The sequence below is a fragment of the Micromonospora sp. HNM0581 genome (assembly GCF_012726175.1).
In the GTDB taxonomy this organism is placed as follows: domain Bacteria; phylum Actinomycetota; class Actinomycetes; order Mycobacteriales; family Micromonosporaceae; genus Micromonospora.
In genome coordinates this window covers 71287-85567 of the sequence record NZ_JAASAD010000013.1, presented here as the reverse complement: position 1 = coordinate 85567, position 14281 = coordinate 71287, and the positions used below count along the sequence as shown (strand labels likewise).

Genomic DNA, 14281 nt, shown 5'->3' with positions numbered 1-14281 from the left:
CCCTTCCCCGGTGGCCTCCCGTCGGCCGTCCGATAGGTTGTCACCATGACGCACGACCACCTGGATGCTCCGGTTCGAGCGGCCTCCCGTCCGTTCGGCCGGGTGCTCACGGCCATGGTGACCCCGTTCACCGCCGACGGGGCGCTCGACCTCGACGGCGCGGCGCGGCTGGCGGATCATCTGGTCACCCAGCAGGGTAACGACGCGCTGGTGGTCAACGGCACCACCGGTGAGTCGCCGACCACCACCGACGTCGAGAAGGAACGCCTGATCCGGGCCGTGGTGGAGGCTGTCGGCGACCGGGCGCGGGTGGTTGCGGGCGTCGGCACCAACGACACCCGGCACACCATCGAGCTGGCCACCTCGGCGGAGAAGGCCGGTGCACACGGGCTGCTGGTGGTCACGCCGTACTACAACAAGCCGCCGCAGACCGGTCTGCTGCGTCACTTCACCGCCGTGGCCGATGCCACCGGCCTGCCGGTGATGCTCTACGACATCCCGCACCGCTCGGGTGTGGCGATCGAGACGGAAACCCTGGTCCAGCTCGCCGAGCACGGCCGGATCGTCGCGGTGAAGGACGCCAAGAGCGACCTGACGGCGACGAGTTGGGTGACCAGTCGGGCGGAGCTGGCCTACTACAGCGGCGAGGACTCGCTCACCCTGCCCGCGCTCGCCGTCGGCTGTGTCGGTGTCGTTGGCACCTCCACGCACTTCACCGGCGCCGAGACCAAGCAGATGATCGAGGCGTACGACACGGGGGACACGGCGACCGCGTTGGCGCTGCACCGCCGTCTGCTGCCACTGTTTACGGGGATCTTCCGTGCCCAGGGTGTGATCCTGGTGAAGGCTGGCCTTGCGGCGCAGGGCCTGCCCGGGGGGCCGGTCCGGCCGCCGCTTGTGGACGCCACCGACGGTGAGATCGCCCAGCTGCGCGCCGACTGCGTGGCGGCGGGCCTGCCCCTCCCTGAATGATCAAACGATACGACAGACGCCGCGTGACGGCGTCGCAGAATGAGGTGAACGCGTGACCGAGGCGCACAACGAGGAGGCCCAACTTCCACCGCCGCTGCCGGAGGGCGGACTGCGGATCATTCCGCTCGGCGGGCTCGGCGCCATCGGCCGGAACATGACCGTCTTCGAGTACGACGGCAAGCTGCTGGTGGTCGACTGCGGAGTGCTCTTCCCGGACGTGGAGCAGCCCGGCGTCGACCTGATCCTGCCGGACTTCGGCCCGATCCTCGACCGCCTGAACGACATTCAGGCGATCGTGCTGACGCACGGCCACGAGGACCACATCGGTGCGGTGCCCTATCTGCTCGCGCACAAGCCCGACATCCCGCTGGTCGGTTCCCAGTTCACCCTCGCGCTGGTGGAGGCGAAGCTGGCCGAGCGGCGGATCCAGCCGTACACCCTGACGGTGCGGGAAGGTGGCCGGGAGCGGCTCGGCCCGTTCGAGTGCGAGTTCTTCGCCGTGAACCACTCGATTCCTGACGCACTCGCGGTCGCCATCCGGACCCCGGCCGGGCTGGTGTTGCACACCGGCGACTTCAAGATGGACCAGCTGCCGCTGGACGGTCGTATCACCGACCTGGCCGGCTTCGCGCGACTCGGTGCCGAGGGCGTCGACCTGCTGCTGTCGGACTCCACGAACGCGGAGATCCCGGGTTTCGTCACGCCGGAGCGGGAGATCGGTCCGGTCCTCGACTCGATCTTCGCCAAGGCGCGGGGTCGGATCATCGTTGCCTCGTTCGCCTCCCACGTGCACCGGGTGCAGCAGGTGTTCGACTCGGCTGTCGAGCACGGCCGCAAGGTGGCCCTGATCGGCCGGTCGATGGTCCGCAACATGGGCATCGCGCGGGATCTGGGCCTGTTGAACATCCCACCTGGCCTGGTCGTCGGTCTGGACGAGGCCACCTCGATGCCGCCCGAGCAGATCGTGCTGATGTCCACCGGCTCGCAGGGCGAGCCGATGAGCGCCCTGGGGCGGATGGCCAGCGGCGACCACCGGCACATCACCATCGCCCCCGGTGACACGGTGGTGCTCGCCTCCTCGCTGGTACCGGGGAACGAGACCTCCGTCTACCGGGTGATCAACCGGCTGGCCCGGGCCGGTGCGGTGGTCGTCCACAAGGACGTGGCGAAGGTGCACGTCTCCGGCCACGCCCCGGCCGGCGAACTGCTCTACCTGCTCAACGTGGTCCGGCCCAGCAACCTGATGCCGGTGCACGGCGAGTGGCGGCACCTGCGCGCACACGCCCGGCTGGGCATCGAGTCCGGCGTGGCCGCCGACCGGGTGGTGCTCTGCGAGGACGGCGACGTGGTCGACCTGGTGGAGGGGCGGGCCAGTCTGGTGGGTCACGTCAAGAGCCGGTACGTCTACGTGGACGGGTTGGCCGTCGGCGACGTCAGCGAGTCGTTGCTCACCGAACGGCGCATCCTCGGCGACGGTGGCTTCATCGCCGCGACCGTCGTGGTGGACTCGGTGACCGGCAAGGTGGTGGCGGGGCCGACCGTCTCGGCCAAGGGCTTCTCGGAGGACCCGGCGGCGTTCAACGCGGTGATCCCGCTGGTGACCGAGGCGCTCAACCGGGCCGCCGGGGACGGGATCACCGATCCGCACCAACTGCAGCAGATCGTCCGGCGTACCGTGGGCCGCTGGGTCAACGACGCCTACCGTCGTCGTCCGATGATCGTCCCGACGGTGGTCGAGGTCTGAACGCTCAAAGTGGTCAACTTGGTACGTCGAGTCACTGAATCTGGTGGCAGGTGGCCATCGGTGTCAGCTGATTGATCAGTCGATGGTCACACTCAACCGGTGAGGGCTTTCGTCCGTACTCCGAGCCGGCAGGCGTACCCACGCCGGCCGGGAGGAGCATGGCGGATGGACCGCAGACGATTGACAGCCATCGGTGTCGTGGTGGCGGCTCTGGGCGCGGCGACGGCAGTCGCCCTGCCGTCGTTCGCCGGTGACGGTGGCACACCGGTCGGCGCACCGACAAACGTGACGGTGCAGGGCGCCGACCCGGACGTGGTCGAGGCGATGCGGCGGGACCTGCGGCTCGACGATTCGCAGGTGGCCGCGCGCCTCAAAACTGAACGCTGGGCCACCGGGGTGGTGGACCAGCTCCGGGCGGACCTCGGTGCGACGTATGGCGGCAGCTGGCTCAGCGCTGACGGCAGCGAACTCAACGTCGCGGTCGCCGACGCGGCACAGGCACAGCGGGTCCGTGCCGCCGGGGCGACACCGAAGGTGGTCGAGCGTGGGGTCAGCCAGCTCGACACGCTCAAGGACCAGATGGACCGCACCGCAGCCCGCGCCCAACAGGTTTCCGGCTGGTACGTCGACGTCGCCTCGAACACCGTGGTGGTGCTCGCGGAGCCCGGTGCGGAAGCTGCCGGGTGGAGCTTCGTGGACCGCGCCGGGGTGCCCCGCCAGGCGGTGCGGATGACCACCGAGGAGCAGCCGCGACTCTTCGCCGATGTGCGTGGCGGGGAGCCCTTCTTCGTCGGCACCGGTCGCTGCTCGGTCGGCTTCGCGGTGGTCGGTGGTTACGTCACCGCAGGCCACTGCGGACAGGTCGGTGACCGGACCACCGGTGCGGACCGGGCACAGCAGGGTATCTTCCGGGCCTCGTCTTTCCCTGGCGACGACTGGGCCTTCGTGCAGGTCGACAACACCACCACGATGCTGCCGGAGGTGACCGACTTCCGCGGCGGGGTGGCTCGGGTGGCCGGTTCGCAGGAGGTGCCGGTCGGCTCGTCGATCTGCCGCTCCGGCTCGACCACCGGCGTGAGCTGTGGCACGGTCCAGGCCCGCGACGCCACCGTCCGATACCCGGAGGGGCTTGTGGGTGGGCTGGTGCGGACCAACGTCTGCGCGGAGCCCGGCGACTCGGGTGGCTCGTGGATCTCGGGCAACCAGGCGCAGGGGGTGACCTCCGGTGGCTCCGGTGACTGCGTCAGTGGTGGCACCACGTTCTACCAGCCGGTCAACGAGATCCTCCAACGCAACAACCTGACTCTGCTCACCACGCAGAACTTCCGCGCCCTGGGCAGCCAGCGCTGACTCACCACGCCCGGCCGGTGCCGTACCGCCCCGGCCGGGCGTGTGGTGTCAGGGCAGGGCGGCGACCGCCTCGGCGTACGCGACACCGGTCCGGACTGCCGCGTCGACGAGCACCGCGACCTGATCCGGGGTGACACCGTACGCCAGGTCGACGGTCACCTCACCGGCGAGCACGAGATCGCCGTCGCCCGGATCGTGGGCGTACGCCTTGGGGAGCAGTCGGTCCCGGTTCCAGGTGTTGCAGAACGCGTACGCCTCGGTGCGCCGGTCCGCCGTGAGTCGCCGCCCGGCCACCACCCGGGCGTGCAGGATGTCGAGGCGGGCACCTGCCCGCCGGAAGTGGATGACCGCGTCGCCCCAGCGTCCCAGCACCGTACCGGCGGCGTCGAGGCTGTAGCCGTCTCCCCGGCGGTCCAGCGCATCAGTGATCATGGCGACGGTCAGTGCCCCGATCTCGTCCGCTGCCGAAGCGGTACCCGGCCTGTCCGGTTCCGGCTGGGCGTCGGGACCGAACTCCCCGTCCGGCTCGGACTCTCCGTCCGTTTCGTAAGTCCCGTCGGGGGGCAGCGGTACCGCCGGGGCCGAAGGACGTTCGGCAAGCCAGGCGGCCATCCGACCCGACTGGTGCCCGGTGCCGTTCCGCGCGTCGAAACTGCCGGCCAGCGTGGTCGCGACGGCGAGCAGTTCGGCACCGAGCTGAGTCACCGTGACCTCGGCGGCCGGCTGCCCACCGTACGCCGGTCGTCGTACCGTCCGGTCGTCGCTCGCCTCACCCGCCAGCCCGCAGACCAGGGCCGCCGCCGTGGCGAACTCCATCACGGACAGATCCTCGTGCGGTGCGTCCAGTCGGGGCAGGTGTTCGACGACGATCTCCACACCGCGGTCGAGGTGTCCGCCCAACGCGCAGAAGCGCAGGTGGGTGGCGAGGTATCCGAACCCGTCGGGTTCCGTCCGGTGCCGCTGGTAGGCCCGTACGTGTGCCTGGCCGGCCCGGTCGGGTAGGCCCGCCCGCAGCCAGGGCAGCAGCGCCGCGGTCAGGGCCGCCTCCGGCTGGGCGGTGCAGCCGGTGGGGTTGGCCAGCAGCGGGCCGAGCACGTCGAGCGCCGCGGCCCAGTCGCCCCAGCCGGCCAGCAACTGGGCCTGGCGCACGGGCAGGCAGTCGGGGCACCCGGCGGCCGGGTCGGACCGCCCGGCCTGCCAGAGTTCCAGCCAGTGTCGGGCAGCGGGCTCGTCGCCCACATGGTCGGCGATCCGGCAACGTAGCTGCGCCACGAGCGCCCCGGTCGTCTCCCCGTCCGTCTCGGCGAGCCCGTCCGAGATGCCGCGGGCCTGGTCCAGACTGATGCGTGGGGTGCCGAGCAGTGCCTCGACGGCGTACCGCCGATAGCGGCGCGCCGTGTCGTCGTCCATCGCTGCCGTGCGCAGGCAACGTTGCACGGGCTCGAACAGCCGCCACCGCTCGCCGCTGCGCAGGTGTGCCTCGACCAGCTCGCACCACGCGTCGATCGCGGTCCGGTGATCACCGTCCGCCTCGGCGAGGGTGGCCACCCGTGCCAGTTCGTCGACGCGTAGCTCACCGTCGGGCATGTCCCTCGCGTCGGCGAGGGCGGCGGCGGTCCGGTCGGCGCGTACTGCGCCGGCCGCCCGGCTTCCGACGCGTGCTCGGGCGCGGTTCCTGCGCCCCCCGGGCAGCGGGCCGGTCACCGGCGTCTCGTCCCGGCCAGCCGGCCGACCTCGGCAGCCAGCCGGCAGCCAGCCGAAATACCACGGTCGAGCAGCCGGTCCAGCTGGTGCGGCGTGACGCCCCGTTCCAGGTCGGTGGTCACCTCGCCACAGACCCGAGCTCGGCCGCCGTCGTCGACGTGGACGAACGCTTTCGGCCAGAACCGGTCGCGGTTCCAGGTGTTGCAGAAGTCGTGTAGCCAGGGCACGTCCTCGGTCGCGAAGGCGTGGGCGGCGACGGTGCGTACCTGGAGCAGTTCACCGTCGTCCCCGGCCCGGAGGAACCAGATGTGTCCCTGCGCCCACCTGCCGACCAGCGCGCCGTCGGCCCCGCCGGCAACGGTGTGCCCGCGGTGGCGCAGCACGGCGGCGACGAGTTCCCGGGTCAATGGCCGCAGCGTGGACGGGTGACCCGCCAACGGGTCGCCGGTACGGTCGTCGGCTTCCGGCGAACCCATCGGCACCCCCTCGTACGGCGAATATCACGGCAGGTGGCAAGCGCCGCGTTGCGACACGCGGAGCGACCAGGATGGCCGGCGGATCGCCCGGCTCGCCGTTACGGTGATGCTATGGCGGGCCGTACCCCTCAGGCGAGTCGGCGGCGCGGCGCGTCGCCGCGTGGCAGTGCCAACAGTCGTGCCCGCCAGCCGGCCAAGAAGACCCGTGCTCCGGTGCGGCGCCGGACGTCGACGAAGGCTCCGGGCCTCGCCGGGTACGTCGGTCGTGCCGTGCAGGCACTGTGGATGGGCCTGGCCCACGGGGTCGGCTGGGCGGTGCGGGCCGCCGGTCGGCAGGCCGCATCCGCCCGCGACCTCGACCCGGAGCACCGCCGTGACGGTGCCGGTCTACTGCTCATCGGTCTCGCCCTGCTCGGTGCCGGCGCGATCTGGTTCTCGGCGGCCGGCCCGGTCGGTGCCCGGCTGGCCGACACGGTGCGTCTCTTCCTCGGCGCCATCTCCATCGTGGTGCCGGTGCTGTTGGGCATCGGTGCCTGGCGGCTGATGCGGGAGCCCGGCGATCCCGAGCACCGGGGGCGGGGGTTGGTCGGCTGGGGTTCCATGCTGGTCGCCACCGCAGCGCTGCTGCACATCGGCCAGCAGCCGGCGGGTCCGGGTGAGCGGGACTTCGCCGGTGGCCTGGTCGGCGCCGGGGTGGGCAGCGTGCTGGAGCGTGCGGTCACCGCCTGGGTGGCGGTGCCGCTGCTGGTCCTGCTGCTGGTGTTCGGTCTCCTGGTGGTCACCGCGACGCCGATCAACAAGATCCCCGAGCGGCTCGGGTTGTTGGCCGGTGGCGTGGTCGGGCCGGACGAGACGGAGCCGGCGGAGGCGTCCACGCCGACCCGTCGGCGTCCCGCCAAGCGGGCGGCCCCTCGGGTCGACCCGGACGAGTTCGACGACCCGGACGGCGCAGATCTTCAGGAGACGATGGTCCTGCCGCGGAAGGCGCCGTCCCGGGTGCCGGCCAGCCGCAAGCCCGCCGAGCCGCCGGAGCACTCGCCCGCGCCGACCCGGGCCGAGCAGCTGGCGTTGACCGGGCTGGCCGGCGACTACACGCTGCCGCCGTCGAACATGCTGGGCAGCGGGGCCGCGCCGAAGACCCGCAGCAAAGCCAACGACGAGGTGATCGCCGCACTCACCGGTGTCTTCGACCAGTTCGCCGTGGACGCGGCGGTGACGGGTTTCACCCGTGGGCCGACGGTCACCCGGTACGAGGTGGAGCTTGGCCACGGCGTCAAGGTCGAGCGGATCACCCAGCTCTCCCGCAACATCGCGTACGCGGTGAAGTCGCCGGACGTACGCATCCTCAGCCCGATCCCGGGTAAGAGTGCCGTAGGTGTGGAGATCCCGAACACCGACCCGGAGAACGTGGCGTTGGGGGACGTGCTGCGCTCGCGTTCCGCCACCGCTGACCACCATCCGATGGTGGTCGCTCTCGGTAAGGACATCGAGGGTGGCTACGTGGTGGCCAATCTGGCGAAGATGCCGCACATCCTGATCGCGGGTGCCACCGGAGCCGGCAAGTCGAGCTGCCTCAACAGCCTGCTCATGTCCATTCTGACCCGCGCCACGCCGGACGAGGTGCGTCTGCTGCTGATCGACCCGAAGCGGGTCGAGATGACCGGTTACGAGGGGATCCCGCACCTGGTCACGCCGATCGTGACGAACGCCAAGAAGGCAGCCGACTCGCTGGAGTGGGTCGTCCGTGAAATGGACATGCGTTACGACGATCTCGCCGCGAACGGGGTCCGGCACATCGACGACTTCAACCGGAAGGTGCGCAACGGCGAGATCAAGGCGCCACCGGGCAGCGAACGCGAGCTGCGCCCGTACCCGTACCTACTGGTGATCGTGGACGAGTTGGCCGACCTCATGATGGTCGCCCCGCGCGACGTCGAGGACTCGATCGTACGGATCACCCAGCTTGCCCGGGCCGCCGGCATTCATCTGGTGCTCGCTACCCAACGGCCCTCGGTCGACGTGGTGACCGGCCTGATCAAGGCCAACGTGCCGTCCCGGCTGGCATTCGCCACCTCGTCGTTGGCGGATTCCCGGGTCATCCTCGACCAGCCGGGCGCGGAGAAGCTGCTCGGTCGGGGTGACGGATTGTTCCTGCCGATGGGTGCCTCGAAGCCGGTGCGGATCCAGGGCGCCTGGGTCACCGAACGCGAGATCAACGACGTGGTGAAGTTCTGCAAGGACCAGCGCGAGCCGGAGTTCCGTCCGGACGTGCTGACGCCCGCGCAGGACAGCAAGAAGAAGATCGACGAGGACATCGGCGATGACCTGGACCTGCTCGTGCAGGCGGTCGAACTGGTGGTCACCTCGCAGTTCGGCTCGACCTCGATGTTGCAACGCAAGCTGCGGGTCGGCTTCGCCAAGGCCGGCCGGCTGATGGACCTGATGGAGACCCGGGGGGTGGTCGGCCCGTCGGAGGGCTCCAAGGCGCGCGACGTGCTGGTGAAGCCGGACGAACTGGACGAGGTCCTGGAGGGTCTGCGAGGTGGTGACGGCTGAGCCGGTGTCCCCGGTGACCGGCGAGCAGTTCCCGCGTACGGCGACGGCCCGCCACGGGGCGCGGCGGGCCGTCAGGTCGTGTGGTCAGAGTGCGCTGAGGACCAGGATGCTCAGCACCATGGCGACCACGTTGGCCGCTGCGGCGTACCAGCCGAGTGGCTTGTCACCGAGTACCGCGCCGACGACGCCGAGGACCAGACCGATGACTCCGAAGAGGATCGGGTTGAGTAGCAGGGCGAGTACCGCGCACACGAAGCCCACGATGGTGCAGATGCGGGCGGCGCTGGTCGAGCGGACGGTGCTGGTGGCCATTTCTTCCTCCACTGGGTGAGTCTCAGGTATGCCGTTCGATCTCTACCCACTACGGACGTCCGTCACGCCCCCGGTCAGTGGAACAGCTTGAGCCCGATCACGCCGGCCACCACGAGCAACAGGCTGAGCAGCCGAGGCAGGTTGGCCGGCTCGCCGAGCGTCACCATGCCGACGACGGCGGTGCCTACCGCGCCGATACCGACCCACACCGCGTAGCCGGTGCCGACCGGGATCTCCCGTAGCGCGTACGCCAGTCCGGCCATGCTCAGTACCAGCGTGATCGCGAAAACGACGGAAGCGGCGGGTCGGGTGAAGCCGGCGGACCGGTCCAGGGCGATGGCCCATGCTGTTTCGAACAGTCCGGAGAGCACCAGCACGATCCAGGCCATCAGGTCACCTTCTCAGCAGTGGCCCGGCCGACACAGCCGGGACGAGACGTCGTCGTGCGGGGCGTCTTGGCCTGACCGGGTACGCCCACGACTCGTCCGGGGCGGCCACGCGGGCCGCCACGACCGACCGTAGCAGCGGGCTGGCGGCCGGCCGGGTGAGACGGATCACCGGACGTGGACCTGAAGTCCACTTCAGCTGCCGATGTCTTCCTGCTCGACCGGGTAGTGCAGATCCTCGCCACGGCGGTCTGACCGGACCCGGTGCGGACCGCCGTCGCCGGTGCGGACATCGTCGCCCGGTACCCTCGGATGGTGTCTGCCACCTCCTCGCCTTCCCCCGATGCTCGCCGGGTCGCGCTGCTGACCCTCGGCTGTGCCCGCAACGAGGTCGACTCGGAGGAGCTGGCCGCCCGGCTGCACGCCGACGGCTGGCAGGTGACCACCGACGGCGAGGGCGCCGACGTGGTGGTCGTGAACACGTGCGGGTTCGTAGAGAAGGCAAAGCAGGACTCCATCCAGACGTTGCTGGCTGCCGCGGACACCGGCGCGAAGGTGGTGGCCGCCGGCTGCATGGCCGAGCGGTACGGCCGGGAGTTGGCCGATAGCCTCCCCGAGGCGCAGGCGGTGCTCAGCTTCGACGACTATCCCGACATCGCCGCTCGGCTGGACGCGGTGGTCGCCGGTCGGGAGGTCGCCGCGCACACCCCGCGCGACCGGCGTGAGCTGCTGCCGTTGACCCCGGTCGCGCGGCGCGACACGACGGTCTCCCTGCCCGGACACGGCCGAGGCGCCGACGTGGACGAGCACACCCCGGCCCACCTGCGTACGGTGTTGCGTCGCCGGTTGGACAACGGTCCGGTGGCCTCGCTGAAGTTGGCGAGTGGCTGCGACAGGCGGTGCGCGTTCTGTGCCATCCCCGCCTTCCGGGGCGCCTTCGTCTCCCGTACCCCGGACGAGTTGCTCGCCGAGGCCGAGTGGCTGGCCAAGAGTGGTGTCCGGGAACTGGTGCTGGTCAGCGAGAACTCGACGTCGTACGGCAAGGACCTGGGTGACCCGCGTGCCCTGGAGAAGCTGCTGCCGCAGCTCGCCGCCGTCGAGGGCATCGTCCGGGTCCGGGCCAGCTACCTGCAGCCGGCCGAGACCCGACCCGGGTTGATCGAGGCGATCGCCGGCACGCCGGGGGTGGCCCCCTACTTCGACCTGTCGTTTCAGCATTCCAGCGAGCCGGTGCTGCGCCGGATGCGTCGATTCGGCTCCACCGACCGGTTCCTGGAGCTGCTGGCCACCGCCCGGCGGTTGGCGCCGGAGGCGGGTGCCCGCAGCAACTTCATCGTCGGGTTCCCTGGCGAGACCCGGGGCGATGTCGACGAGCTGGTGCGGTTCCTCACCGAGGCCCGGCTCGACGCGATCGGCGTCTTCGACTACAGCGACGAGGACGGCACGGAGGCCGCCGGTCTGTCGGGCAAGGTTTCCGCCGCGACCGTCAAACGTCGGTACGACCGGCTCAGCGCGCTCGCCGACGAGTTGTGTTCGCAGCGGGCCGAGGACCGCCTCGGCTCGACGGTGGAGGTGCTCGTCGACTCGGTCGACGGTGGTGTCGTCGAGGGGCGGGCCGCACACCAGGCACCGGAGGTGGACGGGTCGACCACCCTGGTCGTACCGGAGGGCGGCGGTGTCGATCTGGCCGCGTTGCGTCCTGGCGACCTGGTCCGGGCCACGGTGACGGGTACCGAGGGCGTCGACCTGCTCGCCGTGCCGGATGAGATGATCTCCGCCGCGCCCGGCGCGACGCGGTGACGGCGGGTCGGGACGAGGCGGGAGAAGCACGAGGTGCGGTGCCGGGGGCGTCAGTCGAGCAGGGCGATCCGATGACCGGGGCGTCGGAGTCGCCGCCGGTGCCCGTGGTGGCCCGGGTACCCGTGGTCAACGCCGCCAACGCCCTCACCGCGTTGCGGCTGGTGCTCGTACCGGTCTTCGCCGCCTCGGTGGCCGTGTCCGGGATGATCCACGCCGGCTGGCAGGTCGTCGCCTGCGTGATCTTCGCGGTGGCCTCGGTGACGGATCTGGTCGACGGGTGGATCGCCCGGAGGTTCGCGCTTGTCACCGCGGTAGGCAAGGTGGCCGACCCGATCGCCGACAAGGCGCTCACCGGTGCCGCCCTGCTGCTGTTGTCCTGGTACGACCGGTTGCCCTGGTGGGTGACGGCGGTCATCCTCGCCCGGGAGCTCGGGATCACGGCGCTGAGGTTCTGGGTGATCCGGCGCGGCGTGATCGCCGCGAGCCGGGGTGGGAAGGCCAAGACCGCGCTCCAGATACTGGCCATCACGTGGTACCTGTGGCCGATGCCGGCCGCCCTGACTCCGATCGGGCCCTGGCTCATGGGTGCGGCGGTGGCGGTCACCCTGGTGACCGGGCTGGACTACGTCGCTCAGGCCGCGCGGCTGCGCCGCACCCCGAGGTGAGGCGCCCGGCGTTGCGACGCGTGGACCGGCCCGGTCCCGGGAAGGATGCAGATCATGGGGGTACGCGAGGGCGAGGGTGCGATGGGTGCCGCAGCAGCGGGCGTGGTGCACCGTCTCGCTGAGCGGCAGGAGACGTTCGCCACCGTCGAGTCGCTGACCGGGGGCCTACTGGCGGCCACGATCGTGGAGATCGCCGGAGCGAGCGTCGTCTACCGGGGTGGGCTGGTGGTCTACGCCACGGAGCTGAAGGAACAGCTGGCCGGCGTGTCGGCGGAGTTGCTGGCGGAGCGCGGGCCGGTCGACGCCGACGTGGCGAGGGCGCTCGCCGAGGGGGGACGGCGGCGCTGCGGCGCCGACTGGGGTGTGGCCACCACCGGTGTGGCTGGCCCCGGATCCCAGGACGGTAAGCCGGTCGGGTTGGTCTTCGTCGCGGTCGCCGGCCCGGAGGGCACCGAGGTGCGACGGCTCGATCTCGACGGCGGTCGCGACGAAATTCGCGGTGCGGCCGTCACCGAGGCCCTGCGTCTGCTCGCCGGTCAGATCGATGCACCCGACCCGACTTGACCTTGCCGCCGTCGATGTGTGGTGCCGGCGGGTCGTCGTACCCAGTTGCCGTCGTACCGGCCGGTCGGGCAGCTTCGCCGCCACGGAACGGTCGACTGGCGAGCGGCTGCTGTGGGATGACCGGGCGGGGCGGGATGTCGTGGCGGCGTACAGCGGGTACGGTTGCGGGAAAGCTCCGACAGCCGGTGCTCCCGCAGGCCGGTCGGCCGGACGAACTGTGTCCCTCAGGGGAGGTGCGATGGTCCTGCTACGCCGGGTGATCGGTGACGCACTACGGGCGCGCCGCCAGGGGCAGCACCGCACACTGCGTGAGGTCTCGTCCGCCGCGAACGTCAGCCTGGGCTACCTCTCGGAGATCGAACGCGGCCAGAAAGAGCCCTCAAGCGAACTGCTCGCGGCGATCTGCGATGCACTGGGAGCCCGCCTCTCCGAGCTGTTGCGGGAGGTCAGCGACACCGTCGCACTCGCCGAGCACATGCCGGGCGTGCTGGTGCCGGTGCAGGACGAGCCCACCGGGTCGACGCCGGTCACCGCCGCGCCGGCGTCCAAGGCCACCGGTCGCGGCGTACGGCAGGTCACCTCGGACGGTAACGTCGCGGTCTCCGTGCGGCAGGACTCACCGCTCAAGGCCACGCTGCGCAGTGCCCGGGTCCGGCCCACCGACCGCAGCGACCGGGACGTGGTCTGCGCCGCCTGAGCTTCGCGGCCGATGGTCGCGGTAGCTCGCGCCGCGTAGGGTTGATCGCGGAAGGCCCCTCTCGCCGGTACGGATGTCGTGTAGGCGCCTGGCTGGGACGATGGAGCCAGCACCGCCGGTGACCCAGCCGGTTGCCCGGGGGTGGCGCAGGCGCAGCGACGTGATTGAGGGGATACCGCGGAGATGGCGAACCCGTTCGTCAAGGGGTGGAAGTACCTGATGGCGCTCTTCGGCGCCCGCATCGACGAGCACGCCGACCCGAAGGTGCAGCTTCAGCAGGCCATCGACGAGGCGCACCGACAGCACCAGGCGCTCGTTCAGCAGGCCGCCGCGGTGATCGGTAACCAGCGTCAGCTCGAGATGAAGCTGTCCCGGCAGATGTCTGACGTCGAACGGTTGCAGGCAAATGCCCGCCAGGCACTGGTTCTGGCCGACCAGGCCCGTGCGAGGGGCGACGAGACCGAGGCTGGGCGCTACGAGCAGTCCGCACAGACCTTGGCCACCCAGCTGGTGAACGCCGAGCAGTCCGCAGAGGACCTGAAGACCCTGCACGACCAGGCGCTGGCCGCCGCCGGGCAGGCCCGCCGGGCGGTGGAGAACAACTCGATGATCCTCCAGCAGAAGCTCGCCGAGCGCGCCAAGCTGCTCAGCCAACTGGAGCAGGCCAAGATGCAGGAGAGCGTCGCCGCGTCGCTGGAGTCGATGTCGGCGCTCACCGCCCCCGGCAGCACCCCCACCCTCGACGAGGTACGCGACCGCATCGAACGCCGCTACGCGAACGCCATGGGTCGGGCCGAGTTGGCCGGCAACTCGGCGGAGGGCCGGATGCTGGAGATCCAACAGGCGGCCCTGGATTCGGCCGGTGCCACCCGGCTGGACCAGATCCGCGCCAGCATGGCCGGTGAGCAGCTCGGTGCGGGCACCGACCAGGGCGCCGCCGACCGGCCAGCCGCAGCTGACCCGGCGGTGGCTCGGCTCGACGAGATCCGCACCAGCATGAGCCGTGAACGCGGCACCGGCGGCACCACGAACGCCGGCTGAGCGGGACATCGCCG

General features: G+C 71.0%; 13 protein-coding genes and 1 riboswitch. Of the genes, 9 read left to right on the top strand and 4 right to left on the bottom strand.

Translation table 11 applies throughout. The annotated features are described in order from the left end of the window. The first annotated feature begins 45 nt into the window (after positions 1-45). From dapA to HCA58_RS16540, 3 genes are all read left to right on the top strand, one after another. Positions 46-972 (top strand): 4-hydroxy-tetrahydrodipicolinate synthase, encoded by a 927-nt coding sequence (gene dapA, locus HCA58_RS16550; RefSeq protein WP_169598742.1) that lies wholly within the window; start codon positions 46-48, stop codon positions 970-972. 52 nt (positions 973-1024) lie between these two features. Next, complete coding sequence (locus tag HCA58_RS16545; RefSeq protein ID WP_169598741.1) at positions 1025-2716, top strand: ribonuclease J; 1692 nt, start codon at positions 1025-1027, stop codon at positions 2714-2716. Between the two features lie 165 nt (positions 2717-2881). Beyond that, positions 2882-4066: a S1 family peptidase gene (locus tag HCA58_RS16540; RefSeq protein ID WP_169598740.1), complete on the top strand. Its 1185-nt coding sequence runs from the start codon at positions 2882-2884 to the stop codon at positions 4064-4066. Positions 4067-4114: 48 nt separating this feature from the next. Here the strand turns inward: HCA58_RS16540 and HCA58_RS16535 are convergent, their stop codons facing one another. Both HCA58_RS16535 and HCA58_RS16530 read right to left on the bottom strand, forming a co-directional pair. Next, complete coding sequence (locus HCA58_RS16535) at positions 4115-5653, bottom strand: YbjN domain-containing protein (RefSeq protein WP_169598794.1); 1539 nt, start codon at positions 5651-5653, stop codon at positions 4115-4117. 113 nt (positions 5654-5766) lie between these two features. Beyond that, positions 5767-6246: a YbjN domain-containing protein gene (locus HCA58_RS16530; RefSeq protein WP_169598739.1), complete on the bottom strand. Its 480-nt coding sequence runs from the start codon at positions 6244-6246 to the stop codon at positions 5767-5769. Between the two features lie 111 nt (positions 6247-6357). Here HCA58_RS16530 and HCA58_RS16525 point away from each other — a divergent pair, with 111 nt between their 5' ends. Beyond that, complete coding sequence (locus HCA58_RS16525; protein WP_169598738.1) at positions 6358-8802, top strand: DNA translocase FtsK; 2445 nt, start codon at positions 6358-6360, stop codon at positions 8800-8802. A gap of 84 nt (positions 8803-8886) precedes the next feature. Here HCA58_RS16525 and HCA58_RS16520 read toward each other — a convergent pair whose 3' ends face one another. Both HCA58_RS16520 and HCA58_RS16515 read right to left on the bottom strand, forming a co-directional pair. Further along, positions 8887-9114: a hypothetical protein gene (locus HCA58_RS16520; protein WP_169598737.1), complete on the bottom strand. Its 228-nt coding sequence runs from the start codon at positions 9112-9114 to the stop codon at positions 8887-8889. 74 nt (positions 9115-9188) lie between these two features. Beyond that, positions 9189-9503, bottom strand: a complete 315-nt coding sequence (locus tag HCA58_RS16515) for an SMR family transporter (RefSeq protein WP_169598736.1) — start codon at positions 9501-9503, stop codon at positions 9189-9191. 55 nt (positions 9504-9558) lie between these two features. Beyond that, positions 9559-9625: riboswitch (guanidine-III (ykkC-III) riboswitch) on the bottom strand. Between the two features lie 187 nt (positions 9626-9812). Here HCA58_RS16515 and rimO point away from each other — a divergent pair. The 5 genes from rimO (at position 9813) to HCA58_RS16490 (ending at position 14267) form a co-directional block, all read left to right on the top strand. Further along, the gene (gene rimO, locus HCA58_RS16510) at positions 9813-11300 is read left to right on the top strand and encodes a 30S ribosomal protein S12 methylthiotransferase RimO (protein ID WP_169598735.1); all 1488 of its coding nucleotides are present in this window, start codon (positions 9813-9815) and stop codon (positions 11298-11300) included. Positions 11301-11371: 71 nt separating this feature from the next. Beyond that, entirely contained in the window at positions 11372-11965 is a 594-nt protein-coding gene (pgsA, locus tag HCA58_RS16505) for a CDP-diacylglycerol--glycerol-3-phosphate 3-phosphatidyltransferase (protein ID WP_169598734.1), read from the top strand. Between the two features lie 54 nt (positions 11966-12019). Next, the gene (locus HCA58_RS16500) at positions 12020-12529 is read left to right on the top strand and encodes a CinA family protein (RefSeq protein ID WP_169598733.1); all 510 of its coding nucleotides are present in this window, start codon (positions 12020-12022) and stop codon (positions 12527-12529) included. 238 nt (positions 12530-12767) lie between these two features. After that, the gene (locus HCA58_RS16495; RefSeq protein ID WP_169598732.1) at positions 12768-13226 is read left to right on the top strand and encodes a helix-turn-helix transcriptional regulator; all 459 of its coding nucleotides are present in this window, start codon (positions 12768-12770) and stop codon (positions 13224-13226) included. A 183-nt stretch (positions 13227-13409) separates the two neighbouring features. After that, the gene (locus HCA58_RS16490; RefSeq protein ID WP_169598731.1) at positions 13410-14267 is read left to right on the top strand and encodes a PspA/IM30 family protein; all 858 of its coding nucleotides are present in this window, start codon (positions 13410-13412) and stop codon (positions 14265-14267) included. Positions 14268-14281: the final 14 nt, after the last annotated feature.